Raw genomic sequence first — 26,427 nt, 5'->3', positions numbered from 1 at the left:
GGTACTCCCAGTTCCTTTTTTATGGTTTATGCTTCAATCTTTTCGATGTTTGCGCGCGGAAGGGTCACAATTTCGTTTGAGCCGTCGAGTGTAACTTTGAGGACGCGCACTTTCGCTTCCGTGTCAAGTGCGGTGAGTTCGGGCGGAAGCTCGGAAACTTTGCCGATTTTGCCGAACCAAGGTTCACGGATAATGCGCACCACATCTCCCAGCTCAAGGCCGGAGGGCTCGTGGTCCTTTTCTTCGTGGTGAGTAACATCCTTGCGGGCAATGATAATTTCAGGCCGCATGACACCCGCGCGGATTTGGGTGGCTCCGCTGACAGAGGCCATGTGGCCTTCGTTCTTTTTCAGAAGGTCAAAGGTGCGGCGCGCCATGCCGATTTTGCCGAAGCCTTCCGTCAACACAAGCGTGATACCGATTTGCTCACCGCCCGTAATAGCGACACCCTGTTCATAGCCAAGGAGTTTCTTGAGGTCAAGGCTGTCGAAGCCGCCTACGACCAATGCTGCGGCACCGCCCGCGATTGCTTTATTTACTGCATCATACGTCGCGAAAGAGCCACCGACTAATATCTGGTGCCTACAGTCAGACGGGATTTTCGCCTCACTTGTTTCATCTTCCGGAGAATCGACGATAACCTTAATCTTTCCATGTGTTTCGCCGCCGATGCCGAAGATGCCCTGAATAAAAGAGCCGACGGCTTGCAGTTCCACACCTTCATGCGGAAAAATCTGCGTCACCCGGCCTTCGATGTAAGATTCGATTTCAACGGGAATCGGAGGGTCCCGGAATATCAACTGACCGGTCACATCGGACACGGATTCGAGTGAGCCTGTGATAGGCGATTTCAACTTGTTCTTGAACAGGCCGAAGAAGGATTTCGATTCGGCAATCACTTGATCCTTTTCAACCTTGTCTCCTTCCTTGATCAGCAAGGCGCCGCGCACGTCGCCGGGCAATACTCCGAGAAGATTGGCGGCATTGAGCGGTACGACATTGCCCGGCAAATTGGTGCTGGCGACGACCTGTTCCGCCGAAAGGTGCTCGCCGATGTGCACGACGACTTCGCCTTTCAACGGCAAGATGCGGTCCTTGGTAATCAAAGCTTTCTCAGCTACTCGCAGTCCCGGTGTGAATGATGTGGCCATGTAGTTCCTGTATGTGTTGCAATGAAATGTTGTGTTGAAAGGTGGCTGAAACTATTCCTGCTTGCCGGCAAAAATCTCGCGGAAGAAGGCGCGCATTTCCTCCATCGAAGCTTTCTCCGCCGCCTCGTTGTATTCCACACCGTCCAAACCCGCCTTGCCCGCATTCGGATTCGTGAAGGCGTGCTTCGCGCCGGGATAGCTCACCACTTTGTATTTGGCGCCGGCCTCAGTCATGGATTTCTCGAATCCTTCGAGGTAGGCCGGCTCATCAAACGGGTCTGCATCCCCGCGCAGCACCAGCACGGGGCATTTGATGTTCTTGGCCTTTTCCGGAGTCGGCGTACCCAGTCCGCCGTGAAAGGTGATGCAACCCTTCAGGTCTGCACCGCTGCGAGCAAGTTCGAGTGCGGCTGTTCCGCCAAAACAAAAGCCGATGGCCGCCGTCTTCGCGCTGTCAACATGCTCCTGTTTCAGCAGCTGCTCGAAGGCCGCGTTGGTCATGGTCTCAAATTTCGAAAAATCCTGATAGAATGCTCCGGCAAGCTGCCTCGCCGAATCAGCCAGTGTCGTCACGACTCCCTTGCCGTACATATCGGCCACAAAGGCAACATACCCTAAGCCCGCCAATTCGCGTGCCCGGCTCTTGACATAGTCGTTAACTCCCCACCATTCAGGAAAGACGACGACTGCCGGTCGTAGACCCTTTTGCTCCGGATTGTAGGCCAGATAGCCCTGATACTCCTTGCCGTTCACGGTGTAATCAACATACACACCCTTGACGGAAGCACTTGCGGCAATTGCACAGCACATGATTGTTATCCAAAGCAGAATTGTTCTCATTTTCCTCACCGTTTGCTCTTTTTCTTGACACTCTTTTTGACTGCCGGCTTCTTCTTCTTCGCGGACGCTGTGCCGGACTTTGCTCTCTTGATACACTCCTTTATGGTCTGTTCCGCTTCCCAGCGGTCTTTCCAACCCATCGACGTGACGTGTTTGCCTTCCAGCTCCTTATAAACACGGAAGAAGTGATCCATCTCGCGCAGGAAGTGCGGCGGAACGTCGGAAAGGCTGTGATACGTTTCAAAGGAGGGGTCGGTCGCCGGAACGGCGAGAATCTTCTCGTCACCGCCCTTTTCATCCTGCATCATCAGCACTCCCAACGGCCGCGCGGCCACGACACAGCCGGGAAAAGTCGGGGTCTTGACCATCACCAGCACGTCGAGCGGGTCGCCGTCGTCCGCCAGTGTGCCGGGAATAAATCCGTAATCTCCGGGATAGTGAACAGGCGAGAACAGCGGCCGGTCGAGCACGATGGCTCCGAGGTCGCTGTCGTATTCATACTTGTTGCGATGGCCATAGGGCACTTCAACAACAACAAAAATCTCATTCGGGATGCGCCGCCCGGGCGGCAACTCATGCAGCTTCAAGGCAATTTCTTTCTTTATAATTGTGGTCGTTTAACAGTCCGGTGTTCCAGATTCAGGCCGCGCAACAGCGCTCCCTGCACCTCACCGCATATTTGATTTATCATTTTAAGTCCCCCGGCGTCCTTCCGCAGCGCAACCCGCAGCGGCCGCTCTCCGGGAGCAAGGGATAACACGTGTAACATGGCATTCGTTATGTCCCGCGGGTCAGGCGCCATCTCACTGTGCAGCATCTCGACGATGTTGGCGTGAATTTTTTCCGCTTCGGCCTGCTCTACAGGATACTGCGCAAGGACTTTCCCGTCGTCCGGACGCTCGACGTTCTGACGGTACTTGGACGGATAGGCACCCGGCTCAAGTATCACACTGTCAATGTCAAAGGTGCGAAGCTCATACGCGAGCGCTTCGGCGTAGGCTTCAAGCGCAAATTTGCTCGCGCAATACACTGAGGAGTACGGAAATACCGTCCGCCCCGAGCCGCTTGAAAGGTAAATCAGCAGTCCGGACCTGCGGGAACGAAGATGCGGCAAGAACGCCCGGTTCAGCCGGTGAACGCCAAGCAGATTCACCTCCAGCACGCGCGAAAACTGCTCCGGCGTGCTGCCTTCCGCGACACCGTACACACCGAATCCAGCGTTGTGCACAATCACGTCGAGTGCGGACTGTGCGAGAATCTCCTCCGCACACGCGGCGACGGACTCCTCGTTCGTGACGTCAAGTTCGTGCACAGTGACATTCTCAAGTCGGGATAGCTCCTCCGCAATCCCCTGATTTCTGCCGTCAGTGCCGCGCATGGTGGCGAATACACGATGCCCGGTGCGCGAGAACTCGCGCGCCGCCAGCTCTCCGAATCCAGACGAACAGCCGGTAATCAGAATCCCCGCCATTTAGTGCGACTCCTTCGCTTCCTTTTCGGGAATCAGTAGAGACAGCATGACGGAAAGTGCGAGCACTCCTGCCACAACACTCAAGGACCAGCCGATAGGTATGGCATAGGCCGTGTGCCCGAGCAGCATCTTCACACCCACAAACGAGAGGACGACCGACAGACCATACTTCAGGAAACGGAACTTATGCATGACTCCCGACAGCGCGAAGTAGAGCGAGCGCAGTCCCAGAATCGCGAACACATTCGAGGTAAACACGACAAAGGGGTCACGAGTGACGGCGAAGACCGCCGGAATGGAATCCACGGCGAAGATGACGTCCGATACTTCAACCACCAGCAAGGCAACAAACAGCGGAGTGGCGTGCCGCCTGCCGTGCTCGACGATGAAGAACTTCTTGTCATGGTATCGGGTCGTCACCGGCATGAACTTCTTCAGCAGCTTCACCGCTCCATTCTTCTCCGGGTCAACGCCGTGTTCGTCCGTGACGGCCATGCGGATTCCCGTGAAAATCAGGAACACGCCGAAGACGTAGATAATCCACTCAAAATTCTGAATCAGCGCGGTACCGACACCTATCATGATGCCGCGCATGATGAGCGCTCCCAAAATTCCCCAAAACAGCACCCGGTGCTGATAGACGGCCGGAACCTTGAAATAGGAGAATATGAGAATAAACACAAATATATTATCAACAGATAAGGACGCCTCGATAATATATCCGGTCAAAAACTCAATGGCGGTGCGCTCACCTTTCCACCACCATACAAACCCGCAGTAGCTCATGGCGAGGAGGAACCAGAAGACCACCCAGCCCATCGCCTCTTTGTGACCGACCGCGTGCGGCCGTTTGTGGAAGACTCCAAGGTCGAGGAGCAGCAGTCCCAAAATGCCGACCGTGAATATAATCCACTTAATTGTTTCGAATTCCAATGTCGTGTGTCGTTATAATAAAGTTCATCGCTGCATCTTCAATCAATCCGTGCTGCACATTCCCGATTGTCCGGGACACATGAAGCGTGTGGGGCCGTAATCCGAGTTCTCGTCCTCGAGATTAAGCCAGCGGTCGCCCAAGTCCCCCTCTTTGCCGTCGTCGTCGTAATCCTCGTCTGCGGCTTCCGCCCAATCCTCCGTGCCCGAATCGGTTGTGCCAAGTCCGGACGGAGTGCCGTTGGCGGCATCGCAGGTGGTGACCAGCGTGAAGCCGCAATCTCCGCGGCGATTGCATTGACCTTCCAAATCATCGCGCGCGTTGCCCGCCTCACAAATGTCCAGCATCACGTTTATCTTCACGCATGGCGGAAAGTCATTCAGCCACGTGTTGAGATTCTCATATTTGAACCATGCAAAGCCGTCCTTGCCCGGTTCATAGATGGAAATGATATCATCATCGCCGTGGGCGCAGATATAAAGGAAAAACTCGTGACAGCCGGGATCGCCGTCGCACGGACACTCAAACTGCGACGCGAGATTGCGAAGCGTATTGCGAAGCTGGTCCCCCAAATCGCCGTTGGTCGTGAAATAGCCCGGCAGCGTGTTGCCTTTGTATTGGCTGATGCGCGTGGTCGTGAAGCCGTTGTCCGTCAGGAACGTGTTGACCAGATTCGCGTTTTCGGCCATGGCACCGGCGGAGAATCCCTCCTTGCCCCAAAAATCGCTCCATTCGCCGCCGTCGAAGACGAGCGCAAGCTTTTTGCACGGCGCGTCCAGTGCGCGGCCTTTCCGTGCATCCGGCGAGCGCAGAGTATCCGCTTCCGGCTTTGTGCTGTTCACATCATCATGAAAACTTCCGCCGCCCGAACCGTAACGAAAACGCGCGCCGTCAATCCGTTCCTCGGCTATCTGACTGAACGGAGCGACTTCACCATCCGGACGGTCCACAAACATCGGCCATTGCGCCGCCACCTGACCGACTTCCCGCGAGCCGGGAACAACATAGGCGTAACGAACCGCGTGCGACCAGTTCAGATGACTGTGGTCGTTGATAAAGAACGCGTAAATCGCTCCGCTTTGATTCGGCAGAGTCAGCGTCGCCGCCGTGTCCGCGCTATCCGGAACGAATTCCCGCAGCACGGTTCCCGCCGGAAGAGGCCCTACCACGAATATCTCCGCGGTCGTGTCGATTACGAGGCTGTCCAGCAGAATCTCAGCCGCGCGCCGCGCTTCCGTCGGAAGTCCTTGCGGCACTGTCTCCTTGTCGTCTTCACATGACAGCGCCGCCAGCAGCAGCGCGCACACCAACCCGATAACTCTTACCATAATCTCTCCCTCTTACGATTTGAGTTTACTTCCCGCATTATTGATATTCGTCTATTGCTTGGCCGCAATTACCGCATGAAATCTGTTCCGCAGCGTTATTTTCCCCTGTGAATCCGTAAATTGCGCGATGACGCCGGCGATGGTGTCGCGCACAAGCTCTTCACCCAATTCGCGCACGGCATAGCGCGTCGCCCCCGTTCCCGCCTGTCCGTGCCAATACTCCTCGAAGCTTTCGAACTCGCGCTCCATGTCAAAATCCCCGGTTTCGAGAATCTTCAGTCCGGCCTGTTGAATTACACCGTGCAGCTTTGAAGGAGGAGAGAGCGAGAACGGGCCTTCAAAATTCGGCGGAGTCTTGAACAGCTTTCGCACCGCAGCGCCGATAGTGGCAAAGTCCGCATGCGCCGTGTCTCCAAACATGGCAATACCGATTTTAGCGTTTGGCTTGCTGACACGCTTGAACTCGTGCAGCGCGTTCAGCGGCGTCTCGGTGAATTGAAGCGAGTGCATCGCCATCACCGAATCGAATGTATTGTCCGCAAAGGGCAGAGCCTCGGAATCGGCGACGTAGAAATTCGCCTGCGGTACGCGCTGCCTGGCAATTTCCAGCATTTCCGGTGTCACGTCGGTGGCTGTCACACGCGCACCGCGCTTCACCGCCATCGCGACAGTTGCTCCTGCTCCGCAGCCCGCGTCGAGAATGTGCGCCCCATTGCCCTCATAAATCCGGTCAAGCACCCAGTCCACGATGTTGAGCGCGTATGACTCGTGTTTCTCAGACCAGAGTTTCGCTCCCGGCCCCCAAAGCTCCGCTTGTCGTTGTCCGCTTCCCATTTAGTTCAGATACAGTGCTTCAAATTTCATAACTTTTCTTGCTCCCCGTTTCAGCCACATCGCGTCACCGACAACTTCGTAACCGTCCACCGTCGCAAGCTCCCGCAAAAAAGGCTCTTCAACACTCATCGCGCCTTCGCAATACATCTTGGTCATCGCCAATTCGCTGATGGAGATGCTGTTATCATTCACGTCGTAGGTTCCGCCGAAGCGATTGCAGCCGCCGCTGCCGCGCACTTTGTTGGTCATGAGCGAGAACGTCACATACGGGTCACTCTTGAATTCATCGGTCACTTCAATCCTTGTTCCCGCCAATTCAACCAGTTTCCAGCGCTTGTTCTTCAGAGGATGCTCGCTCGCTTTCGGCTTGCGCATTTCCGGTGCAACCGGCTGTGCGGTTTCGCCGGGTGAGGACGGACTCTCTGTGGTGAGTGTATCCTGAACCGTCGGAGTGGCCTGCTCTGCGGACTTGGGGGCCTTGTTATCATCCGCCTTTTTTCCGCAGCCATACAGCAGCAGGCCGCATAAAATAATCACCGCGAGTCTCAATCCATCTGCTCCCGGCACCACTCTTCAAGAGTAATCATCGGCTCATCAAGGAGCGCCTGGGCTTCGGCGGGGTTTCCTGTTTCCCCAAACGTCTCAAACGGCGCCATGAAATCCGCGAAGTGCTCGAGCCAGCCGTACTCTTCATCTTCCTGCGCGAATTTCCTTGTCTCTTCAATGGATAATTGCTCTACCGGCAGACCCGGCCGCAGCAGTTCGCAGTAGTGCTTCAGCGCGTCAAACATCTTGAATCCCTGAGGACCGTGAACGGTGAACCGTTTGCTTGCCGCGAAATCTTCGTTGCTCATCACCGCCGATACCATTTTCGCATAGTCCGAGGCGGCGACAAAATGCCAGGTCAACGGCTGCAACCCCACCATCAGCGCGCGGTCGGGAAGCACGAAATAATCCAGACTCTCATAGAACCATGTGCAGCCCCATAGAAATGTCGGAATACCGCACGCTTCGAGAGCAAGCAGACCCTTTGAGAATTCGGCGCGCCGAGACCACGAATGATTCGGGTCGGGTGTCCAATCCCCCGCAATGACGGACAATCTCTGCACCCCGCACGCTTTGGCCGCTTCCGCGATGTTCAAGAGACCTTGATGCAGCACGTCCGCAGGTTCCGCGTCCTGATCCGGATTCAAGTTGATGTGCACCGCATAGCAATCCTCGAACGCATGCACGAGCGAATCAACATCCGTCACATCGGCGAAAGTGTACTCTGGCCGCGTGCCGAAGCGTTCCTTCGCGCCAATCGGATTGCGGCTTAACACGCGCACCTGAAAATTATCCTCCAGCAGCCGTTCGACCACCGGTGCGCCGAGCATTCCCGTCGCGCCGACGACCGCAATCAGCTTCTCTTCATTTCCTGTGTCCCAAAGATGTGCTGCCATAAATTTTTATATTTTGACTAAAATTGTGAGCCGCAGCTCGTGTCGGGGCGCATTTGAGTTATCTCTTCAATCACCACTGCAGGCCGCGTGACGCCGTCAACGATTTCTTCGTCCAGCCGCCCGCGAAATTCGATATACACCGGCTCACCGTGCTGCCGCATGTTCACATATGCCCGTTCCACCTCCAGCCAATCCCCTTTGAACGGCACAGGGTACCGGCTCAAGGTTCTGCAATCCGTGAACGTCGCCGCGTCCGCCATATATGTAAGCATGCCGTACATCGGAAGAGCTTCCGCCCTGTGCTGCTTTTTCAGCTCCCGCGCTTCGCGGGCCTCCTTGCATCCGAAAACAAGAAGACTGATACTCATTATGAGAAGTAGTCGCATGTCGGTTCGTTTTTCCGCAATCGAATAAATGCTATGCGCTTTCAACCATCGTCGCTTTGATGCTGTACTCCGGATAGCGCTCGCCTGCGATCTTGCCCGGATCCGCAATCCTGTCCAGCTCGGCCAGGTCTTGCGGCGGGAGTTTGACGTTCAACGCCGCAAGATTCTCTTCCAGACGTGAAATCTTCTTTGTGCCCGGAATCGGAATCATGTCTTCACCTTTCGCAAGCACCCATGCGAGCGCAAGCTGTGCCGGAGTGCAATGATGCTTCGCGGCCTGAACCTCAATGTTGGTCAGCCACGTCCGGTTCTTGGCCAGATTCTCTGTTTTGAAGCGCGGGAAATTTCCACGCGCATCGCCCGTTGCCGTAATGGCCGAGGTGTCGGCATACTGCCCCGTCAGGAATCCGCGGCCGAGCGGGCTGTAGGGCACAACTCCGATTCCCAATTCGCGGCAAACCGGAATGATTTCGTTTTCAACATCACGTGTCCACAATGAATACTCATACTGCGCCGCGATCATCGGATGCACCGCATGCGCGCGGCGAATCGTTTTCGGTCCCGCTTCGGAAATACCGAGATAGCGGACTTTGCCTGCTTGCACGAGTTCCTTCAGCGCGCCCCAGGTCTCTTCAATCGGCACGGTCGGATCAACACGATGTTGGTAATAGAGATCAATCACGTCAACACCCAGCCGCATCAAACTTGCGTCACAGCAGCGTTTCACGTACTCCGGTTTGCCGTTCACTCCCAGAAACGACCCGTCGAAACTGCGCACGTTGGCAAACTTCGTGGCCAAAAATACCTCGTTGCGGCGCGTGCGCAAAACATTTGAGAGCAAAACTTCATTGAGTCCCACACCGTACATGTCCGCCGTATCCCAGAAATTGCAGCCCAATTCCAGCGCGCGATTCAGGACCTTGATATTTTCTTTGTTATCCGAGATTCCGTAAAATTCGGACATCCCCATACAGCCCAAGCCAAGTGCCGAAACTTTGGGGCCATTCTTACCAAGTTGTCGTTGTTGCATTGTAATAGTTAATTTGACGTATGAAAAGCGCCACTGACACGCTGAGCTAATTGTTTGATCTGTTAATCTTCATCCAACTCGAGCGACAATTGTGCCTCGTCGAATGCAGTGGGTTCTGACTCCATTGTCGAAGCGACGGGTTCCGAAAGTTTGTTCATTTGTGATGCAGCAGCTTGTCGAATTTCTTCACCAAGTGCTCCTGTAATTGCCGCTAGCACTGTTAATCCTGTCATCCTGTAAATTCGCGCCCTCCCCTTCTCTTCAACAGAGAGAATACCTTTGTCAGATAATACTTTCAGCGCACTATTAAAACCCTGAATCGTTTTATAGTCGAAATTTGCGAAATCCTTAGGCCTACATGACTCTTTTGCCCAAACCGCTGAAAGGATTTTAACCTTGCTTTCTGACAAGTCAAGATCTTTTGCGCGTTCGTATGCATATTGTACAAATGCGGAAACTGCAATTTCCCTAGGTATGATTTTTAGAGCAGGATTTACTCCTATTACTCTTCTGACTACTTCACCACAGATGCTCAGTGTTTCACGAGTTTCTTTGAGTGACATATCGTGAAAAAGATATATCATGTCTTCCTGCAATGGACATACAGCATCAGGCCGAGAATCTAATCTAAGCTCGTCAACTCTTCTATCAATAATCTGTTTTGTGTCAGGAAATTTAAGCGGAGTAAGACAAAGTTCTGTACCAGACAGATAATCTCCGACTCTGTCAGATTCAGTTGAAATGACAGTTGCTATTCCCTTCCTGCCAATTAGTGTCCAATAAATACCAGGAATGTCAAACAGTTCGTCACGAGCTTCATTAACAAATTGCAACAAGCTATCTTTAGACAAAATATCTAAGTTGTTAACAACTACCGAAATGCCGTCAAACCTGAGCTCGTCCATGGACAACTCTACTAGTTTGAGTAGATGGTGGCGTATGTTCTTTATGGAAGTTGGGGTTGATGCTTTTCCCGAACCACCAAGCTCAATTCCAAATCCAGCAGGTAAATTGAATCCCACGGAACCACCTGCACCACCCGATTGAATATTGAGATCTAAGAAGAAACGAAGGTACTCCTTTACAAGTGTTGGTGGTTCGATTGTTGCTATTTTGCAGTGATAGGCAATACTCTGACAAATCGTAACCATTACTTGTTGAAAGAATACATCAAGATTATTGCCTTCTCTTACTTGTATTTTATCAAAGCAAGGGAGCAATTTGGGAAGTTCAAATGGGAATCCATCAGGTGATTGCCCGGCATATGACATATATTGACAGGCATTAACAAACGTCGTTTTCCCGACACCAACATCTCCTGTGACGACTTTCAAAGCACGCTTGTCGCTTAAGAGGTCAACCAAATATCTTCGAGTTTCCTCATCACGGCCAACAAAAAGCCTTAGATCTTCTGAAATCGGACGCAAAGGATCCACGAAAAACAAATTTCTCGTAAAGCCGAGATGTCTCCATATTAACATGCGAGTCCCTCTTGATTTTCCATTCTAGAAAGCCCTACTTCCTCACCGTCGCGACACCGTCGTCATGCGCACCGGTGAGAATGAAGTCCTGAATCTTCGTCCACTTCTGAATCTTGGCGACACGATTTTCCGTCTGCGGAGGCAAATCGAGCGGACGGCCGCGCGTGTCGACAATCAAATCCGAATCCGCCGCCGGCAATGTCCGCTCAAAATTCGACTGCATCTGCCCCTGCCGAAGATGCAGCTGGGTCTCGATTTGGTGTTCAAGCACTCGTTGCGACCAACGATGCTTCTTTGAGGCCTCGATGTACCACAACCGTTCTTCAGGCGAGCTTAGCCTGTCCAGAATTCGGGTGTGATGTCCCCAGGGTAATTGTGCAATCACTGATTGCACAATTTGAACGTCCGGCCAAGCCTGTGCGAACTTCTGCATATACTTAAGGTTACGCGCCGACAATCCAGTCATCTCCGGGAACTCCGCCCGCAAGTCAGCCGCCAGCCGCTCGATTACCTTCGTCCCCCAGCCCTCGGCTTCCTGCCGCCGCAGAATCTCCCGGCCAATCTCCCAATACAGCAGCACCAGCTCGCGATTCACCGCCACCACCGCCCGCACCTGCGTCGAACGAATGCGCTGCTTCAACTCCGCCAACAAGTCGGCATAGCTCGGTGTCGAGGGAGTAAGTTGAGAGTTCATGGTCGTAAGTCAATTTGTGCAACAAGCTGTTGCATAATCGTGCAGGCACCTCATGCACAATTCCAAGCGCTTGTCATCCTGAACAAAGTGAAGGATCTATCCAAGCAAACCGATTATTCCAAGCGCATCCGTAGTGCAGCACCTTTGCGCTCTGCTTCCACCGAGCGGGGATTTAGCGAAGCGGTTCCCCGCCGGAATCAGGGCATGTTGACCCTCGCGCCAGCGCAATGTTGGACACTTTTCAAGTGTCACTTCCTCACCGTCGCGACACCGTCATCATGCGCACCGGCGAGAATGAAGTCCTGAATCTTCGTCCACTTCTGAATCTTGGCGACACGATTTTCCGTCTGCGGAGACAAGTCGAGCGGACGGCCGCGCGTGTCGACAATCAGTCCAACCACGCCGCCGTGCAATGTTGCCGTAATGTCCTTCCCCGGCCCGGCGCCGACGTCAAAACCCTTCTCAGGTTTTATCGTGGCCTTAATCTCATCGCCCGGTTCAAGCGGATACAACATCAATTCTCCGAACGGCACACTCTCATTGAATTGCTTGCCGCTCTTCGACGTGCCCGTTATGGTCACACACGGTTTGCCTTCCTTGCTCTTGCCGACCGGACACACACATGAGCCGAGTCGAATCAAACAATCCTTCTCGAACACCTGAATCGCAGCCTCTTCGTGCACACTCGCCAGCACGCCCAGATGCGGCATCATGAAAATCGAATCCACCGCAAGCTCCGTCACGCCCTCCGGCTGAAACGCGTCGATCATCATGTGCGCGGCCTGCGAGCGGCGCGGCGCATGGGACAGCACACCGCCCGAGCCCACGATGATATTCAAGTCCATCATGTTCACCACCGTCTCGCCTGAGCCGCTCTGATCGAACGTGTCCGAAATCGTGCGCTCCTGCTGCACGCCCTTGAGCGATGTGGCGAAATTCTTGTGCTGGATGAACGCGAGCCGGAGCGCTTCGCGGGAAATCGCCTGCTCGATTTGCAGCTCTTCCTTCGTCTGCGGAATCGTCGTCGGACGAATCATCTTGTTGGCAATCCGGTTGCGCAGCTCACGCTCGTCTATTTCAAACGGCACCCAGCGCAGGATATTTTCAATCCCCGCTTCTGCCAGCACGTTCATCACCGAGTAGCTCATCCCGAGATTGGCCGACACCGTGCGATTGAAAACCGTCTCCCTGCCGTCGCCGCCGGGCACACGGAAAATGGAGAACACGTCCGTCGTCGCGCCGCCGATATCCACACCCACGAGCGTAATATCGCGCGCCTTCGCCACACGCTGCATGATGTCTCCCACTGCTCCCGGTGTCGGCATAATCGGCGCGTCCGTCCACGACATCAGCTTGCGGTAGCCGGGTGCTTGCGCCATCACGTGCTCCATGAACAAATCATGAATCGCGTCCCGCGCAGGCCCCAGATTTTCGCGCTCCAAAACCGGCCGCAGATTGTCGACGACAAGCAAATCCACTTCGTCACCAAGCACCTTCTTGATTTCGTCGCGCGCCTCTTTGTTGCCCGCGTAAATCACGGGCAGTTTATACGACGACCCCAATCGCGGACGCGGACGCGCCGCTTTCAACAGCTCCGCCAACTCAATCACATGCTTCGTCGTGCCGCCGTCGATTCCGCCCGAGAGCAGAATCATGTCCGGACGCAGCTTGCGAATACGCTCAATCTTCTGATGCGGCAGACGTCCGTCATTGCTCGCCAGCGTATCCATCACGATTGCACCCGCGCCAAGCGCGGCGCGCTCTGCCGATTCAGCAGTCATGGCTTTCACTACACCGGACACCATCATCTGCAAGCCACCGCCTGCCGACGACGTGGAGATGTAAATATCACAGCCGCGATTGCCGGACTTGGTTTTGATAACTCCGTCCTTCTCCGTAAACTCCCGGCCCATGATCTCGCCAATTTCAGAGATTGCATTCAGCACCCCCTTGGTGACGTCTTCGAACGGCGCTTCCACGGTCGTCGGCGCTTCACCGCGGCAGACCAACCGGTATTCGTTCCCCTGCTTCTCAATTAAAATTGCTTTCGTCGTCGTCGAACCGCAGTCCGTCGCCAGAATGGTCGTAATCTCTGAAGGTTTCTTGCTCATGCTCTCTTGGGTTTATGGTGAGGGGTGGTGATTTGATAAAGTGTGACAATTAAGAGATATTCTTTGGCCATCCGATACCATAAATAATGACGCCCACAATGCCCGCCGCTAACAATCCGATCATAAATCCTTTTGGAGCGCCAAGTAATTGGCCCACAAGTATTCCGCCTCCTGTGAAAAGGAAGAATGGTTGCCATTTTTTGATGTATACGTCTTTCCTTGCCTTAAAACGCTCTTCGTTGGAAACCCATTCGCCGCAATGCTTGCATTTAGAAGCAGAGGCATCTATATCCTCTTGGCAGAAAGGGCATTTCAGTAGATTTGTTGGTGTTACTTCTTCGTTACTATTCATTGCTATTTTACTGCTGATTTATTGGAATACGTTCAGCGAACAAACGTGCGACGATATCTAATTCCTCGTATGCAACGACGTATAGATGAGCCTCAAACCTTGGCCACACATCCATTTTGGAGTACAAGAAATTCCAAATTGCATGATGAGACTGGTAGCCATACGCCCGATTATATACATGTGTCAGGACAACGCGCTCAATATGTTCACACACGTTTATCGGAGCGAGTGCTGCCCAGTATTTGGCGAGGTTTGTTACGCCACCCCCATTTTCAATTTCTACAACATGCGTTTCGTTGCCGGATCTTACCCGCAAGTCGCCAAATTGAACGGATGGTAGATTGGGAAGGATCGCGAGTTGATTTTGATTGCCTTGGCCAATTGTGTATTCCAGATTTCTTTTTTCACATATTTTCTGGAATGGAAGGAGCCAATTTGCTTCATGATTTGCCATTTCGTTGCCCAAGAGCATTTTAAAGTTGTTTGCGAACTTCTGATTTGGATTCTACTTTTCATCCCAAAACCCCCAGCAACTCCGGCACCCGATACACACGCCTATTATAGTTTCCTGTCATTTCTTGGATCAAACCAAGCTCTTCAAATAGCTTGCAGTAACCCGCCATCGCCGGCGGCGTCACGTTGATGGTCTGCATAGCTTGTGACTGTGTGAAAACGGGTTGACAGAAAATAAAATCCACCAATTCAACTGCGCGGCTTCTGGAATGCTCAAGAACTTTCGTGTGATAACTCCGATGCAGTGCAAGAATCTTTTGACTTCGTTCGATTGCATCTTCAGCGGCTTCCTGCACGCCTTGAACAAAATACTCGAACCACTCCTGCCATGCACCCTCGCGCGTCACGCTGTTCAATCCGGCATAATAATCGTTGCGAGTGGCGGCAATGTAGCTCGATAGCGACAGAATCGGAATGGCCAGCAGCCCCTCTTTCTGCAGCATCATGGAGATGAGTAACCGCCCGACGCGTCCGTTACCATCTTCGAAGGGATGAATCGCCTCAAACTGATAGTGCGCAAACGCGATCTTTGCCAAGATGGGAAGCTCGTTATTTGTGCGAACGAATTTCTCCCAATCATAGAGAAGTTCCTCAACTCGTTCCGCTGGCGGTGGAACATAAATGGCCTGTGAGAGCTTTGAACCGGGTCTGCCGATGAAGTTTTGTGTTTCCCGAAATGCTCCCGGGTTCTTGTTCCGACCGCGCGCATCAAGGACCTCATGCATCAGTCGTTCATGAAGTTCGCGGATCAGGCCAAGACTGATTTCCCGTGACTTCATCTGTTCGAGACCAAATCTGAGCGCGTCAAAGTTGTTGTATGCTTCACGCGCGTACCCATTCCCCTGATCCGTTTGCTCCGCTTCGTATTGATAGACTTCCGCAATGGTGGTGTGGATGCCTTCAATCTCAGAACTCAACACCGCTTCCCGTCGCATGAACGCGTAGGTCAAGAGTTCTGGACTCGGTAATTGAACCCCCAGTTCTGATAGCCGCCCGAGGCTATGCTCGGCCTTGCTAAGCTGCCGAATGGCGTGTAACCCAAAGTTAACTCGCGGCGGCAAAGGGTGGGGCAGGAATGCTGAGTAGTTTCCCTCGCTGGCGTGAGTCAGGGATAGAAGGTCACCGGGGCTTGCGGGTGTATGCCATGTTACAGACATAATATCTTTCAAAACAAATAATTAAAGAGTTCTTAAGATTTGCCAATCAATCTAAAGAAAAATGGTCTTTTCCTTTAGATTGTCAGAATTAACTTAACTTCTCTTAAAATAGCAACCCCCAATCTAAACAAAACCACCCTTTTCCTTTAGATTCTCCCCTCAATCTAAAGAAACCTTAGGCGCGCGGCCAAATCCTTTTTCCCGTGGCAATCTCTTCAATGAAAATCGCGTTCATCGGGCAGGCATGCGCCGCCGCCAAAATTCCCTCGTCGTCATCCGAATCGGGATTATCCACCCGTGCCTGATGCTCCTCATCCAGCGCGAAAATGTCCGGCGCTTCCATCATGCACAGCGTCGAACCGACACAGCGGTTCTTGTCAATCGTGATTTTGTATTTGGACATGGGCTCTTCTGATTTCCCCCCAGTCCTCTGGGGGGATGAAAGGGGGGTAAAATGTTATGCGGGGTGATGGGCGATGGGACAACTGCTCCAACTGACCGGAAACTCATTCAGGGCTCTTGACACAATCGCCGGCTGGTATTCCAGTATATTCGCTTCAAGCTGCGGCAGCTCCATCCGCTCCGCCATAATCCGGAATGTCTCCGCCGCTTCAAGTCTCGCCAGCGGGCCGCCGATACACACATGAATCCCGTGCGCGAATGCCACGTGCGGATTCGGGTTGCGCGTGATATCGAGCTTGTCGGGATTCGGGAAAATTTCCGGATCGCGGTTGGCCGCAGTGAGTGCGAGCAACAAGCGCTGGTCTTTCTTAATCTGTTTGCCGCCGACTTCCTGATCGTATTTCGCCCAGCGCACCGTGGCCTTCACCGACGTGTCGTAGCGCAACAGTTCTTCCACCGCGCTCTCGGCTAAACCCGGATTCTTCTTTAGCAGTGCCCACTGATCGGGATTATGAACAAACGCCAGCGAGCCGTTGTTAATCAGGTTCGTCGTCGTCTCGTGTCCGCCGAACACCAGCAGAATCGTGGTCGAAATCACTTCGTCACGGCTCAGAATCCCGTCCTTCTCCGCCTGTGTCAGGAGCGAAATCATATCGTCCTTCGGATGCTTGCGGCGCTCTTCGACCAGCGGCGACAGATATTCCACGAACGACGTAATCCCTTCGCACGCAATCTCGCGGCGTTTGGGTTCATCGGCGCGAATGAAGAACAGCAATCCGATCTGCTCGGACCAATATTTGATGTCGTCGCGATCCTTATCCGCTTCGGGAATCCCCAGCATATTCAAAATCACGGTCAGCGGAATCAAATACGAAAACTCCTTGACCATATCGTATTTCTTGCCCGCTTCAATCCGGTCAATCACCGAGTGCACAATCTGCTGAATCCGCGGTTTGTATTTCTCGAGCGCAATCGGTGTCATGTGCGGATTCAACAGTCTCCGAATGCGCGTGTGATCCGGCTGGTCCTTGAAGATAAACCAGTTGGCCAGCACGTCGAAAATCGGCTTGAATCGCACTTCGTCACCGGGACGCATCTCTTCAGAAAGATACTTGATTCTCTGCGAAGACCACCCCGCCGGATCGCGCAGCACCTTGACGATATCGTTATACCGTGTGAGCATCCAGCCGCCCCACTTCTCATTCCAGTACACCGGATCGTGCGCGCGCAGGTGATGATAGTACGTATGCGGATCGTTCATCACGTCCCGCGTCATCATGTCATTAAAATACTCTGTGGTGTGCATCTGGTCTCCATTTCCCCCCATTCCTATGGGGGGACTAAGGGGGGTAGAATGTTTAAGGAATTACGAACAAAATAAGAAATCGAAAATTTATAGGGGCGGATGGCAATCCGCCCGCGTCAAGCGCGATCACAAATCAAGAACGCATTGTCATCCTGAAGCCGCCGCGGCTGAAGGATCACTCTGCTTCCTGTCCCGCTTCCATAAGGGGCGTCAATTCCGAAACCCAAACTCCCCCTTCTTCTTCGGAGGCTCAGGCTCCATCAACTGCCGGATCGCTTGAAATACAATTGAGAACTGCTTGTCGTATTTCTTCTCCAATTCATCCAACCGTGCCGCCAAATCTTTGTGAGACGCAATCAGCTCGCGCATCTTCACAAAGGCCCGCATAATCATAATATTCACCTGCACCGCACGCGGACTCCGCAGAACGCTCGACAGCATCGCCACGCCTTGTTCGGTGAAGGCACGGGGAACGTAGCGAATACCGCCCCAACTTGAGATCACAATTTGTGATCTCAAGTTGTCAAACTCCTCAGCAGTCAATGTAAACATGAAATCCTCTGGAAATCTATCGGAATTTCTTGTTACTGCTTGATTTAAGGTCCGAACAGGAAGTTGATACAATACCGCCAAGTCCCTGTCCAGCATGACTTTCTGTCCACGGATCAGAAGTATCTTATTTTCAATATGTTCGATTGGAATGAGGTTCGTCATAAGCAACTACTTGATACTCCAATTAGGCACCTCAAACTCCCCTTCCCCCTTCCTCCATTCACGCAAAAGGGCAGGAGGTCTTGAGTTACTTCACAAACTCCGATTCGCTGTTCATCTCCTGAATCACTCCCCAATACGGACTCTTCTGAAGCTCCGTTTTCAAATCGCGAATATATTCTTCGCGGCCAAGAATGAACGGCGGCCATCCCGTTTCGAGCAACTCCAATCCAAGCTGCGCGTTCCCGCTGTAAATCAACTCCACAAAATATCTGTGCAGCACCGCCATCGAAGCCGGCAGAGACTCATCTTCCCGAAGACTCTGGTAATCCTTCCATGCCTTGCCGTCCCGCGATTCGCGCAGCATCCGCAGCACGTCACTCGCCGTCGGAGTATTGGCTTGCATCAGCTCCGCACTCGGCACAAATCCCTTGCGCGACGATTCCAAAATTACTTCCGGCAGCGGCGAATCGCTGTGCGGCAGTTTCCAATAGTCGAGTGTCAAATCATTGGCTGTAATTTCCCACAGCCCGTCCTTGTCCGCGTCCGACCAGCGTCCCGCGTGTTCAATCGTGTCGAGCACTTCAAGTTTCGTTCCGAGCGACAGCACATATTGCGCAAAACAGCAATGCGCGCCGCCCGAATACGTTTCCACTACCACGTCCTGAATTCTGTCTCCTGTCAAATCGCGCGGCAGTCCCAGCGAATCACTGTTCAGAAGCTTCACAAAATACTCGGCCACACTCCACACCGGCTTGTCACGGTGTGACACCGCCAATTCATGTGTCATCCCGAAATTCATCACCCGTGTTGTGAACGTGTAGTCCCCGATCTTCGTCACCGATGCCGTCGAGTCCGCGGCTAAGAGAGTACTACTTAAACAGAATGGAAGCAGCAGCACCGGACAAGCAAATCGAAACAGACCTTCCTTGATACGAGTAAACTCTCTCACTTACCTATCCTCCCAAAGCACAATTTCGCCGGAGAAACTTGTGCCTTGACCATATGACGACCTGTAAACTAATGACTGTTCGCTTGCAGTAAAGCGGTTGCCTGAATTCTTCGCCGCGAAGACTGCCGGAATTTCATAGCTCATTCTACCCCCGTCGTGCGTGATTTGCGACCCGAACACCGTTGCAACATGTGTCACACCCTGCCGCCGCAAATACTCGACCCCGTTCCCACCGCGGCACGCTTCCACGTAATCCCAGCCGTTCACCAATCCGTCCAAATTTGTTACCTGGTGTCTGCTGTGATAGCCGAAATAGCCTGCATCCGCCAAACCTATCACTGCGTCATTCTGCAAATGCTCGTTGCACCACTTCGCCGCTTCAATCACTTCCGTTTGGAATGTCCCTTCGCTCCGGTTCAGCCACTCAAAACGGGAAATCTGACTCTTTAAGATAAACACCCCGAGCAACATAGCGGCTCCCCACTGCACCGCAGTTCGCCCGCGAGATATTCCCATCAACGCTCGCTCAACTCCCCAGCCGATTACCACCGCAAGCTGAAGCAGCGGTGACACAAAGTACCAGTTCGCAAGCACCCATCGAACGCTCACCAACAGAAACATCATATACATTGCGTTGCCCAAAGCCCAATGAAAAAAGACCCGCTCCACGTCCGGTCCTTGCCGCCCAAGACGAGTCCGTAAAGCGAACCAAACCAGCAGAGCGAATGACGATACACAAAGCAACAGCACTCCTTTGTCCCGCAGCCATAGTTCAGGGCGGAACGAAAGCTCACCCGTAGTTTTTATGGCTCCGCTAATCGGCATCGCATGACCGAACCAGACCCAATTCCCCGCAAAGTAAAATATCAACGCCGCAAACGGAAGCAAGATAATCGGCAAACACTTCTTCAACATCTTGACTCGCGAGGGATGCAAGGGGCTAGTCCAAAGTTCGCGCAGAGCGAATAATCCCAATCCACTCACTACAATCGCATGATCCACACGACTAAGAACAATTCCTGCCCCCAATAGTCCCAACAGCCATACCGCCGATGAAATATCCGCTTGCTTAAGAAGGGTCATCACATACAGCAGGATGAATACTCCCAGCACGGTTCCTTCCATGCCGCCTGTAAACAGTGTCGTTGTTCGTCCGTAAAGCAGCAGCGAGCCGGCAATCATTGCCGCAATAACGCCGCTTGCTTGCTCGGCAACTTTCATTATGAGTAATGCCGCTAACGCCGTCAATCCTGCGATGAAAAGACCGTAAACCAGTAAGTAGCTTCCCGGAAAAATGTAAACCTTCAGCGCCGCAATGGGCACCAGAAGCCAGCACCACAACGGTTGGTATCCGTTCGTAGGATTTGTACCGTCAAATGTGCTCCCGTTACCTGCTGCGATGTTCTCCGCAATTCTGAAATAATAGTATGCGTCGTCGTGAAAACTCGCGGCGAGCATCCGCTCCTCGCCAACAAGCCCGAAGAGTGTCGGTACAAGACTTACTGCGAATACGAGACCGGCAACCCATCGCCGACTCATCAGCTGCGGCACGGCTCGCTTCCTTTCGGACCAAAACTCGCATATACCACACCGTCCGTTCCCGTCACGTCAAAAGTCTCCCACTCCGCACGCCGCACCCAATCCCGCACGACAACATTCCGCTCATCCTGTGTGAGAGCATACAATTCGTCCAACGCGGCTTTCGATGGCTTCACTCCAAATGCGGCCTCATATAAATCCGCAAAACTATAAGCACAATGAGATGACATAATTCTTCTGTTCCCTCTTCCTCCATTCATGGGGGAAGGAATGAGGATGGGGGTCTCCATTTCCCCCCATTCCTATGGGGGGACTAAGGGGGGTAAACTTCAGAAAACTTTACTACCGACGGCCTCTGGCCGTCTTCGTATCTCCGCTTCTGTTCCCTCTTCCTCCATTCACGGGGGAAGGGCAGGGGATGGGGGTTTGCGTCCGCTGGTCACATATTCGGATGCACCATCGTACTCCAAACCGCGTTCAAATTCGCGTCGAACTTTGTGATCAACGCCGAGTAACTTCCAATCCCGCGGTCAAATGCTCCGCACAAATAAATACTACCGTCGTCCGCAATCGTGATATCCTTCAACACCACATGCGCGCTGCCGCCGAAACTCTCGACTCCAATCACGTTAAATGCGCTGTCGATCAGCATCAGCCGCACCGGATCCGTTTCACTGCATATCGTTCCGTTGCTTGCGGCCACGAGAATGTTTTCACCGGCAGGATAAAGCACCACCGAATCCTGACAGCCTTCCACATACAGCGTCGTGTCCCGCTCTTCCGTTCCGCTTGCCGTATAATACCACAAATGCGGATCGTTGCTCGTCATGTTCACTCCGCCGGCAATGAAATTCCCATTCCCAAGCTGCGCGATGGATGTCACTCTGTACTCATCCGTCCGATTGAACTCGATGTCGTGTCCGTGAACGCCGTTGTTATCATAGAACCGCACGATCTCGCTGTATTGCTCCACCATCGCAAATCCGCCGTTGCGCAGACTCACCACCGATGTCCAATGAAGCTCCTGGCTATCGAATAGCTGCGACCACATCACCTCACCGTATTCCGTCACACAAGTCAGGCGTGCCGATCCGGTGCTGCCTAAACCCCAATAGAGTAAATTCCCGTTTGCAAGTTTCACGACGTGCATCGGATAAATATGCATCTCGTCCCAATTCTGATAGAAGGCATAGCTGTAATCACACGACAACTGTGCGAATCTGACAAGTATCTCCTGATACTGACCGTCCCTCACGGTGATGGTCGGCAATACGACTTCAGAGTGATTAAAGCAACTGCCGAAATTAACTCCAGCCTGCAGAAATCCGTCCGCGACCCGGTCAAAGTAATACACCAATCCGTACTCGTAATTCCCTCCGCCGACACTTTGAAAATGTCTCCCGCCCGCCTGCAGCTTCAATGTCTGTGAGTTAAAATAATACGGCGGATCATAAATCGGCGATGTATCCAAATGAATCGGGTCCGCGCCTTCCTTCCACCGGCTTACTTCCTGACAAAGAACCCACACTTCTCCGTTCTCCGTTTCTTCAACTCCAACCGCAATCAAATCCTGCGTCCGCGGTTTGCCGTTGTAAATCGGCGGTTCTTCCTCACAGCCCAGCATCAATAAACTCAACCCTAAGAGTACTAAGTAACGCATAATCCCTCCAGACTATGGCTTCCTCACAATTAGGCACACTTCCCCAATAATATGTAACCTGCAAAAATACGAATTTTCTTGTCCAAAATCAAACGAACCCGCCCCCTAAACTCTAATACAGAGAGGAGTTACGCTTCTGATTTCCCCCCAGTCCTCTGGGGGGATTATGGGGGGTAAAAATGTCAGACAACTTCACTACCGACGGCCTCCGGCCGTCTTACCCGTACTTCGCCGTTGTGGGTCTCCAGACCCGCAATGGACAATCACGAGAATTCTGAAGCAAATCGATGATGTCGCCCAAATTCAACAAAACTGTTATCTCCAGCCAAATCAACCCTCACTCACTCAATCCATAAAAAACAATAATTAACACATAACTCCCTGTTTTCCCGTACTCGAAAAAAGAGGCATCACGCCTCTCTTTTGACTCAAAAATCGTAACTTCAATAAAATGTAAGTCACGTCATAACAATATTATACATGCGTTCAGTTTGCACCAATTTGAACAAACGGTCAAATAAGTCTCTGTCAAATCAACAACTTGTGCAATTTATGCGGAAGTGGCTTGACAAACGGACGTTTATACTATATATTTAAGCCGTCACCAACAACCAATTCTCCAACCACAACACAACATGATTTCAAAACCACTCTCAAAAGCTCAAGCCCTCCTGGCCAATCCCGAAAATCTCGATCTCGATGAACTCAACCATCAACTTGCCATCGCCGCTCTTGAAGCCGATGCGCAAGCCGCACTGATTCAGCTCTATGAGGACGAACTCCGCCGCGAACTCAAAGCCAAAATCGAACTCGCCGGCGCGATTCCCGCCTGCCCCGAGCCCGACCACGCCTTCACCCTGAGCGGCAAGCAGCTTCTCTCCGCGCGCCGCGAAGCATCGCTGCATTTCAATCAGGTCTTTCAGCTCTCGCCCATGCTCAGAACGGCAATGAACTCCCGCGCCGCCCGCATTCCCGCCGACCAGCTGCACCGCTCAGGTCTCGGGTCAAACTAATCGCACTTCCGCCGTTGCGCGTCTCAAAATCCGCAATGGCAGCAACAACTCTTCATCTATTCACCAACAACAGGAAGCACCCGCGCTCTCGCATGAGGTGCATCACCAGCAAAACATGCCATCAACATACAAAGTCAATAACGAAGGCGCCGGAGCGAATCTCCTGCTCACCTTTGAAGTGGATACAACCGCCAACAAGGACTTCACCTGGTCGGATATCGACTCCAATCTCACCGCCGCCGCAATGGCCGACAACAACAAAGCCGGCATGGGCGCGGCAGGCTCGCGGCTGATTGGAAAAGTCATCTCCGTCTCCGATGAATTGCAGTCCGGCACCGCCGTGCCTGCTCTCTGCACCGTGCAAGTCACCGGAGTCGCAAAATTCCTCTATTCCGGAACCGCACCCGCCGTCGGACAAAAAGTCGAGTGCGACGGCACCGGCAAAGTCCGCCGCGCCACAACGTCCACCGATGTCCCCACCGGCGGAACAACTCATCGCGGAATGGTCATCGCCGTGGACACCACACTCACCACCTGCGATGTTCTCCTCGATGCCTGATGAAACTCCGTCGCCGCGGCACCCGCCTCGGGTGCCCCGTTTCCTCTTTCCAATTTCACAATTCCTCTTTCCAAAATATGTCTCTCGACTTTTCCCAAGCATACACTCTCCGCGAAAAAATTCTCGACCACTCCCGCTCCGGCAACCTTGCGCTCTACTCCGAAGCCCAAGAGCGAGGACTCTCATTCACCGAACTGCTCGAAGAACTCGACCCTTCGCCGCGTAAGCCCGACGGCTCTCTCGATGCGCCGCTCGACGCCTTCGAACGTCAGCTCTTTCTCGCGGAAATCACGCTCTCCGGCCGCAATGCCACCACCCTCGAACAATTTCTCTCCGGTCCCGGAATGATTCTCGCTCCCGAATACGTTTCGCGCGAAATCCGCCGCGGCTATAAAATGGTGCAGGACCCCGAAGAGCTCGTCGCTGCCATTATCCCCGAGCGCGGACCGACCGTCACTCCGCTCTATATCAAAACCGATTTTCCCAAGAAAGCTCAGCGCCGCAACGATAGCGCCGCCTATCCCGTCGTCAAGCTCGCCTATCGTCAAAAAGAAGCCGGCATGATTGACCGCGGACGGCAATTCGATTTCAGCTACCGCATTCTCAAGAATCAAAAGCTCGCCGAATTCCGCGTCTTCCTCTGGTGGATTGGCGCGCAGCTTGCCAATGATGAAATCTCCGAAATCTACAACATCATCATCAACGGTGACGGCACTTCACCCGCGCCCTCGAACTCCTTCAACGGCTCGGCGGGAACTTTCGCCTACTCCGACTTGGTTCATCTCGCCCTTGCCTTCGACGGCCCCGCGCGCATGACTCATCTTCTCGGAGCGAAATCCGATATCGAAACCGTGTTGAAAATCACCGAGCTGCAGGATGCGCAAGCCTTTCAGGGCGGAGCCTTCAGCAATACCGGCGACTATCGCACCTTCCTCCCCTTGAACACGCGTTTGGTCGCCGTCGAAGGTGCCACCGCCACGAAATTCGCCGCACTCGACCATCGTTTCGCCATCCGCGAATCCGTGGCGCAACCGCTCGTCATCGAAGCTGAAAAAATTATCTCACACAAGCTCGAATCCGCCGTCGTCTCCAAAGAATCCGCTTACACCATCATGGTGGACGACGCCATCGCCATGTCCGACTACTAAGCGCTTGTGCAGCGCACCCTCTGATTTCCCCCCAGTCCTCTGGGGGGATTAAGGGGGGTAAACTCTCAAGCGTATTCTCAATCGAAGAACGCGTTGTCATTCTGAAGGTTTAGCAGAAACCTGAAGGACCCCTCTGATTTCCCCCCAGTCCTCTGGGGGGATTAAGGGGGGTGACTATCCTTTCCCATTTTCAATTTCCTCTTTCAAATTTCATGTCAAAACCCACTCTCGCTTATGCGCTTGCCAGTCAACCGCTTATCTTCTTCTCTTTCAGCGGCACGACTACGACCGCTTCACAATATCTCTCCGGCCCCGGTGGAATTGCCGCCGACGGAATTCCCGTTCCCTTCGCCGGAACGCTCGTGAAGATCATCGTCTTCGACGGCTCCAACACCTACACCGACGACGACAGTATCACCTTTTCCGCGGGCGACCGGCTCAGCGTCTTCTGTCAAAATGCCGGTTCAAACTTCACCGTGCGCGCCCGGCTGAACGGCAGCTCCACCGCGCTCCAAGTCACCGGTGTGCCGTTTAACTCCACCTTGCAAGTCACCCTCGTCTTTGCCATTAACCGCGTCTAAGGAACTCGCATGGCTTTCACAACTCTCGACATCATTCGCAAACACCTTGTCGCGGCCAATCTGCCCTCGCAGCGAATCGAGAACGTCCGCGTCACTCTCTCCGGCACCACCGAAATCGCGCTGCCGCACTTCAGTCTCGAAACCGACAGCGGCGTCGTCAAGCGCGTCGCCTCCGACAAAGCCACACTCGAAACGGCTGTAGTGCTCTCCGATGAAGATGAAATCAGCCTGAGCAACAAGCAACTCATTCGCGGCAGCGTCGCCGTCGCCTCCGACTTGGCGTTAAGCTCCATCTTCAGCGAAGAATTTGATTTTCGCGTCAATCACGAGGCCGGACTCATCTCACGTATGGCATCCGGCGCGATTCCCAATTCCTTTCCCGTCAGCGTCTGGTACGGCTACTACGATGTCTTCGAACCCGCTACCGACTATGTACTTGACCATGACGAGGGAACGCTCCGCCGCACCGCCGGCAGCGCGATTCCCGACGGAGCTTCCGTGCTCGTGGATTACACCGTCGCGCAGGGCGCCGCGGAAGACCTGCTCATCGAGCAGGCCATCATCGAAGCCGATGATATCGTCGTGCGCGCACTTCGGGAAGGCTACAACTCGTCGTCCACCGACCAGGGATTGAAAACCGGAACCGCCTACTTGACGCTCTCCATCGTCGCGCGCGGCATGGCGGCTCTGATGCTCACCCGCAACACCGGAGGCGATGCCTACTCCCGCGCCCGCGAATGGCAGCAACTCTCCGACAAATGGTTCGCAGCCGCATGGAATGTCCTCGCTCCCTTTGTCGTTCCCCACTCACTCCGCTCAACGCTTATCGAATAAC

29 protein-coding genes are annotated in these 26,427 nt (G+C 53.4%); 5 read left to right on the top strand and 24 right to left on the bottom strand.

Annotated features, from left to right (window positions below; genetic code table 11):
- Positions 1-26: 26 nt before the first annotated feature.
- From HUU59_10400 to HUU59_10285, 24 genes are all read right to left on the bottom strand, one after another.
- Positions 27-1,151, bottom strand: coding sequence for a hypothetical protein (locus HUU59_10400; GenBank protein ID NUO19848.1), 1,125 nt, complete (start codon positions 1,149-1,151; stop codon positions 27-29).
- 51 nt (positions 1,152-1,202) lie between these two features.
- Complete coding sequence (locus tag HUU59_10395; protein ID NUO19847.1) at positions 1,203-1,991, bottom strand: dienelactone hydrolase family protein; 789 nt, start codon at positions 1,989-1,991, stop codon at positions 1,203-1,205.
- 5 nt (positions 1,992-1,996) lie between these two features.
- Positions 1,997-2,578 carry an inorganic diphosphatase gene (locus HUU59_10390; GenBank protein ID NUO19846.1) on the bottom strand — a complete coding sequence of 194 codons (582 nt, stop codon included), beginning with the start codon at positions 2,576-2,578 and terminating at the stop codon, positions 1,997-1,999.
- A gap of 14 nt (positions 2,579-2,592) precedes the next feature.
- On the bottom strand, positions 2,593-3,462 hold the full coding sequence (locus tag HUU59_10385; protein ID NUO19845.1) for an SDR family NAD(P)-dependent oxidoreductase: 870 nt from the start codon (positions 3,460-3,462) through the stop codon (positions 2,593-2,595).
- Positions 3,463-4,395, bottom strand: a complete 933-nt coding sequence (locus tag HUU59_10380) for a TerC family protein (GenBank protein ID NUO19844.1) — start codon at positions 4,393-4,395, stop codon at positions 3,463-3,465. It abuts the gene before it with no gap.
- Positions 4,396-4,437: 42 nt separating this feature from the next.
- Positions 4,438-5,721 carry a hypothetical protein gene (locus tag HUU59_10375; GenBank protein NUO19843.1) on the bottom strand — a complete coding sequence of 428 codons (1,284 nt, stop codon included), beginning with the start codon at positions 5,719-5,721 and terminating at the stop codon, positions 4,438-4,440.
- 51 nt (positions 5,722-5,772) lie between these two features.
- Entirely contained in the window at positions 5,773-6,555 is a 783-nt protein-coding gene (locus HUU59_10370) for a class I SAM-dependent methyltransferase (protein NUO19842.1), read from the bottom strand.
- Positions 6,556-7,104 (bottom strand): META domain-containing protein, encoded by a 549-nt coding sequence (locus HUU59_10365; GenBank protein NUO19841.1) that lies wholly within the window; start codon positions 7,102-7,104, stop codon positions 6,556-6,558.
- Positions 7,101-7,997 (bottom strand): NAD(P)H-binding protein, encoded by an 897-nt coding sequence (locus tag HUU59_10360; GenBank protein NUO19840.1) that lies wholly within the window; start codon positions 7,995-7,997, stop codon positions 7,101-7,103. Before HUU59_10360 ends, HUU59_10365 begins: the two co-directional genes overlap by 4 nt.
- Before the next feature lie 17 nt (positions 7,998-8,014).
- A complete protein-coding gene (locus tag HUU59_10355) occupies positions 8,015-8,365 on the bottom strand; it encodes a hypothetical protein (protein NUO19839.1) in 351 nt (116 codons plus the stop codon).
- Between the two features lie 49 nt (positions 8,366-8,414).
- The gene (locus HUU59_10350) at positions 8,415-9,413 is read right to left on the bottom strand and encodes an aldo/keto reductase (protein ID NUO19838.1); all 999 of its coding nucleotides are present in this window, start codon (positions 9,411-9,413) and stop codon (positions 8,415-8,417) included.
- Positions 9,414-9,475: 62 nt separating this feature from the next.
- Complete coding sequence (locus tag HUU59_10345; protein ID NUO19837.1) at positions 9,476-10,849, bottom strand: hypothetical protein; 1,374 nt, start codon at positions 10,847-10,849, stop codon at positions 9,476-9,478.
- Positions 10,850-10,928: 79 nt separating this feature from the next.
- Entirely contained in the window at positions 10,929-11,588 is a 660-nt protein-coding gene (locus tag HUU59_10340; protein ID NUO19836.1) for a hypothetical protein, read from the bottom strand.
- 248 nt (positions 11,589-11,836) lie between these two features.
- On the bottom strand, positions 11,837-13,699 hold the full coding sequence (locus tag HUU59_10335; GenBank protein NUO19835.1) for a glutamate mutase L: 1,863 nt from the start codon (positions 13,697-13,699) through the stop codon (positions 11,837-11,839).
- 49 nt (positions 13,700-13,748) lie between these two features.
- Complete coding sequence (locus tag HUU59_10330) at positions 13,749-14,051, bottom strand: hypothetical protein (protein ID NUO19834.1); 303 nt, start codon at positions 14,049-14,051, stop codon at positions 13,749-13,751.
- Positions 14,052-14,058: 7 nt separating this feature from the next.
- Entirely contained in the window at positions 14,059-14,505 is a 447-nt protein-coding gene (locus tag HUU59_10325; GenBank protein ID NUO19833.1) for a hypothetical protein, read from the bottom strand.
- A gap of 58 nt (positions 14,506-14,563) precedes the next feature.
- Positions 14,564-15,721 (bottom strand): Fic family protein, encoded by a 1,158-nt coding sequence (locus HUU59_10320; protein ID NUO19832.1) that lies wholly within the window; start codon positions 15,719-15,721, stop codon positions 14,564-14,566.
- Positions 15,722-15,896: 175 nt separating this feature from the next.
- Positions 15,897-16,124 (bottom strand): ferredoxin, encoded by a 228-nt coding sequence (locus HUU59_10315; protein ID NUO19831.1) that lies wholly within the window; start codon positions 16,122-16,124, stop codon positions 15,897-15,899.
- 54 nt (positions 16,125-16,178) lie between these two features.
- Positions 16,179-17,429, bottom strand: a complete 1,251-nt coding sequence (locus HUU59_10310) for a cytochrome P450 (GenBank protein ID NUO19830.1) — start codon at positions 17,427-17,429, stop codon at positions 16,179-16,181.
- A 210-nt stretch (positions 17,430-17,639) separates the two neighbouring features.
- Positions 17,640-18,143 (bottom strand): ORF6N domain-containing protein, encoded by a 504-nt coding sequence (locus HUU59_10305; GenBank protein NUO19829.1) that lies wholly within the window; start codon positions 18,141-18,143, stop codon positions 17,640-17,642.
- 85 nt (positions 18,144-18,228) lie between these two features.
- Positions 18,229-19,092 carry a hypothetical protein gene (locus HUU59_10300; GenBank protein NUO19828.1) on the bottom strand — a complete coding sequence of 288 codons (864 nt, stop codon included), beginning with the start codon at positions 19,090-19,092 and terminating at the stop codon, positions 18,229-18,231.
- On the bottom strand, positions 19,093-20,643 hold the full coding sequence (locus tag HUU59_10295; protein ID NUO19827.1) for a hypothetical protein: 1,551 nt from the start codon (positions 20,641-20,643) through the stop codon (positions 19,093-19,095).
- On the bottom strand, positions 20,631-20,861 hold the full coding sequence (locus HUU59_10290) for a hypothetical protein (GenBank protein ID NUO19826.1): 231 nt from the start codon (positions 20,859-20,861) through the stop codon (positions 20,631-20,633). Before HUU59_10290 ends, HUU59_10295 begins: the two co-directional genes overlap by 13 nt.
- A gap of 209 nt (positions 20,862-21,070) precedes the next feature.
- Entirely contained in the window at positions 21,071-22,291 is a 1,221-nt protein-coding gene (locus HUU59_10285; GenBank protein NUO19825.1) for a hypothetical protein, read from the bottom strand.
- A 635-nt stretch (positions 22,292-22,926) separates the two neighbouring features.
- Here HUU59_10285 and HUU59_10280 point away from each other — a divergent pair.
- The 5 genes from HUU59_10280 (at position 22,927) to HUU59_10260 (ending at position 26,426) form a co-directional block, all read left to right on the top strand.
- A complete protein-coding gene (locus HUU59_10280; GenBank protein NUO19824.1) occupies positions 22,927-23,304 on the top strand; it encodes a hypothetical protein in 378 nt (125 codons plus the stop codon).
- Between the two features lie 115 nt (positions 23,305-23,419).
- Entirely contained in the window at positions 23,420-23,863 is a 444-nt protein-coding gene (locus tag HUU59_10275; GenBank protein NUO19823.1) for a hypothetical protein, read from the top strand.
- Positions 23,863-25,011: a hypothetical protein gene (locus HUU59_10270; protein ID NUO19822.1), complete on the top strand. Its 1,149-nt coding sequence runs from the start codon at positions 23,863-23,865 to the stop codon at positions 25,009-25,011. Before HUU59_10275 ends, HUU59_10270 begins: the two co-directional genes overlap by 1 nt.
- A gap of 212 nt (positions 25,012-25,223) precedes the next feature.
- A complete protein-coding gene (locus tag HUU59_10265; protein NUO19821.1) occupies positions 25,224-25,592 on the top strand; it encodes a hypothetical protein in 369 nt (122 codons plus the stop codon).
- 9 nt (positions 25,593-25,601) lie between these two features.
- The gene (locus tag HUU59_10260) at positions 25,602-26,426 is read left to right on the top strand and encodes a hypothetical protein (GenBank protein ID NUO19820.1); all 825 of its coding nucleotides are present in this window, start codon (positions 25,602-25,604) and stop codon (positions 26,424-26,426) included.
- The last annotated feature ends 1 nt before the right edge of the window (position 26,427 follow it).

This window comes from bacterium, from assembly GCA_013360195.1.
In the GTDB taxonomy this organism is placed as follows: domain Bacteria; phylum Electryoneota; class RPQS01; order RPQS01; family RPQS01; genus JABWCQ01.
The sequence above is the reverse complement of the archived record's forward strand: the minus strand, read 5'-3'. Positions and strand labels throughout refer to the sequence as shown.

What these genes read in the sequence shown, in the direction of transcription:
- HUU59_10400 (NUO19848.1), bottom strand. Translation starts at nt 1,151, where the DNA reads ATGGCCACATCATTCACACCGGGACTGCGAGTAGCTGAGAAAGCTTTG.
- HUU59_10395 (NUO19847.1), bottom strand. Translation starts at nt 1,991, where the DNA reads ATGAGAACAATTCTGCTTTGGATAACAATCATGTGCTGTGCAATTGCC.
- HUU59_10385 (NUO19845.1), bottom strand. Translation starts at nt 3,462, where the DNA reads ATGGCGGGGATTCTGATTACCGGCTGTTCGTCTGGATTCGGAGAGCTG.
- HUU59_10375 (NUO19843.1), bottom strand. Translation starts at nt 5,721, where the DNA reads ATGGTAAGAGTTATCGGGTTGGTGTGCGCGCTGCTGCTGGCGGCGCTG.
- HUU59_10370 (NUO19842.1), bottom strand. Translation starts at nt 6,555, where the DNA reads ATGGGAAGCGGACAACGACAAGCGGAGCTTTGGGGGCCGGGAGCGAAA.
- HUU59_10360 (NUO19840.1), bottom strand. Translation starts at nt 7,997, where the DNA reads ATGGCAGCACATCTTTGGGACACAGGAAATGAAGAGAAGCTGATTGCG.
- HUU59_10355 (NUO19839.1), bottom strand. Translation starts at nt 8,365, where the DNA reads ATGAGTATCAGTCTTCTTGTTTTCGGATGCAAGGAGGCCCGCGAAGCG.
- HUU59_10350 (NUO19838.1), bottom strand. Translation starts at nt 9,413, where the DNA reads ATGCAACAACGACAACTTGGTAAGAATGGCCCCAAAGTTTCGGCACTT.
- HUU59_10340 (NUO19836.1), bottom strand. Translation starts at nt 11,588, where the DNA reads ATGAACTCTCAACTTACTCCCTCGACACCGAGCTATGCCGACTTGTTG.
- HUU59_10335 (NUO19835.1), bottom strand. Translation starts at nt 13,699, where the DNA reads ATGAGCAAGAAACCTTCAGAGATTACGACCATTCTGGCGACGGACTGC.
- HUU59_10330 (NUO19834.1), bottom strand. Translation starts at nt 14,051, where the DNA reads ATGAATAGTAACGAAGAAGTAACACCAACAAATCTACTGAAATGCCCT.
- HUU59_10325 (NUO19833.1), bottom strand. Translation starts at nt 14,505, where the DNA reads ATGGCAAATCATGAAGCAAATTGGCTCCTTCCATTCCAGAAAATATGT.
- HUU59_10320 (NUO19832.1), bottom strand. Translation starts at nt 15,721, where the DNA reads ATGTCTGTAACATGGCATACACCCGCAAGCCCCGGTGACCTTCTATCC.
- HUU59_10315 (NUO19831.1), bottom strand. Translation starts at nt 16,124, where the DNA reads ATGTCCAAATACAAAATCACGATTGACAAGAACCGCTGTGTCGGTTCG.
- HUU59_10310 (NUO19830.1), bottom strand. Translation starts at nt 17,429, where the DNA reads ATGCACACCACAGAGTATTTTAATGACATGATGACGCGGGACGTGATG.
- HUU59_10305 (NUO19829.1), bottom strand. Translation starts at nt 18,143, where the DNA reads ATGACGAACCTCATTCCAATCGAACATATTGAAAATAAGATACTTCTG.
- HUU59_10290 (NUO19826.1), bottom strand. Translation starts at nt 20,861, where the DNA reads ATGTCATCTCATTGTGCTTATAGTTTTGCGGATTTATATGAGGCCGCA.
- HUU59_10285 (NUO19825.1), bottom strand. Translation starts at nt 22,291, where the DNA reads ATGCGTTACTTAGTACTCTTAGGGTTGAGTTTATTGATGCTGGGCTGT.
- HUU59_10280 (NUO19824.1), top strand. Translation starts at nt 22,927, where the DNA reads ATGATTTCAAAACCACTCTCAAAAGCTCAAGCCCTCCTGGCCAATCCC.
- HUU59_10275 (NUO19823.1), top strand. Translation starts at nt 23,420, where the DNA reads ATGCCATCAACATACAAAGTCAATAACGAAGGCGCCGGAGCGAATCTC.
- HUU59_10270 (NUO19822.1), top strand. Translation starts at nt 23,863, where the DNA reads ATGAAACTCCGTCGCCGCGGCACCCGCCTCGGGTGCCCCGTTTCCTCT.
- HUU59_10265 (NUO19821.1), top strand. Translation starts at nt 25,224, where the DNA reads ATGTCAAAACCCACTCTCGCTTATGCGCTTGCCAGTCAACCGCTTATC.
- HUU59_10260 (NUO19820.1), top strand. Translation starts at nt 25,602, where the DNA reads ATGGCTTTCACAACTCTCGACATCATTCGCAAACACCTTGTCGCGGCC.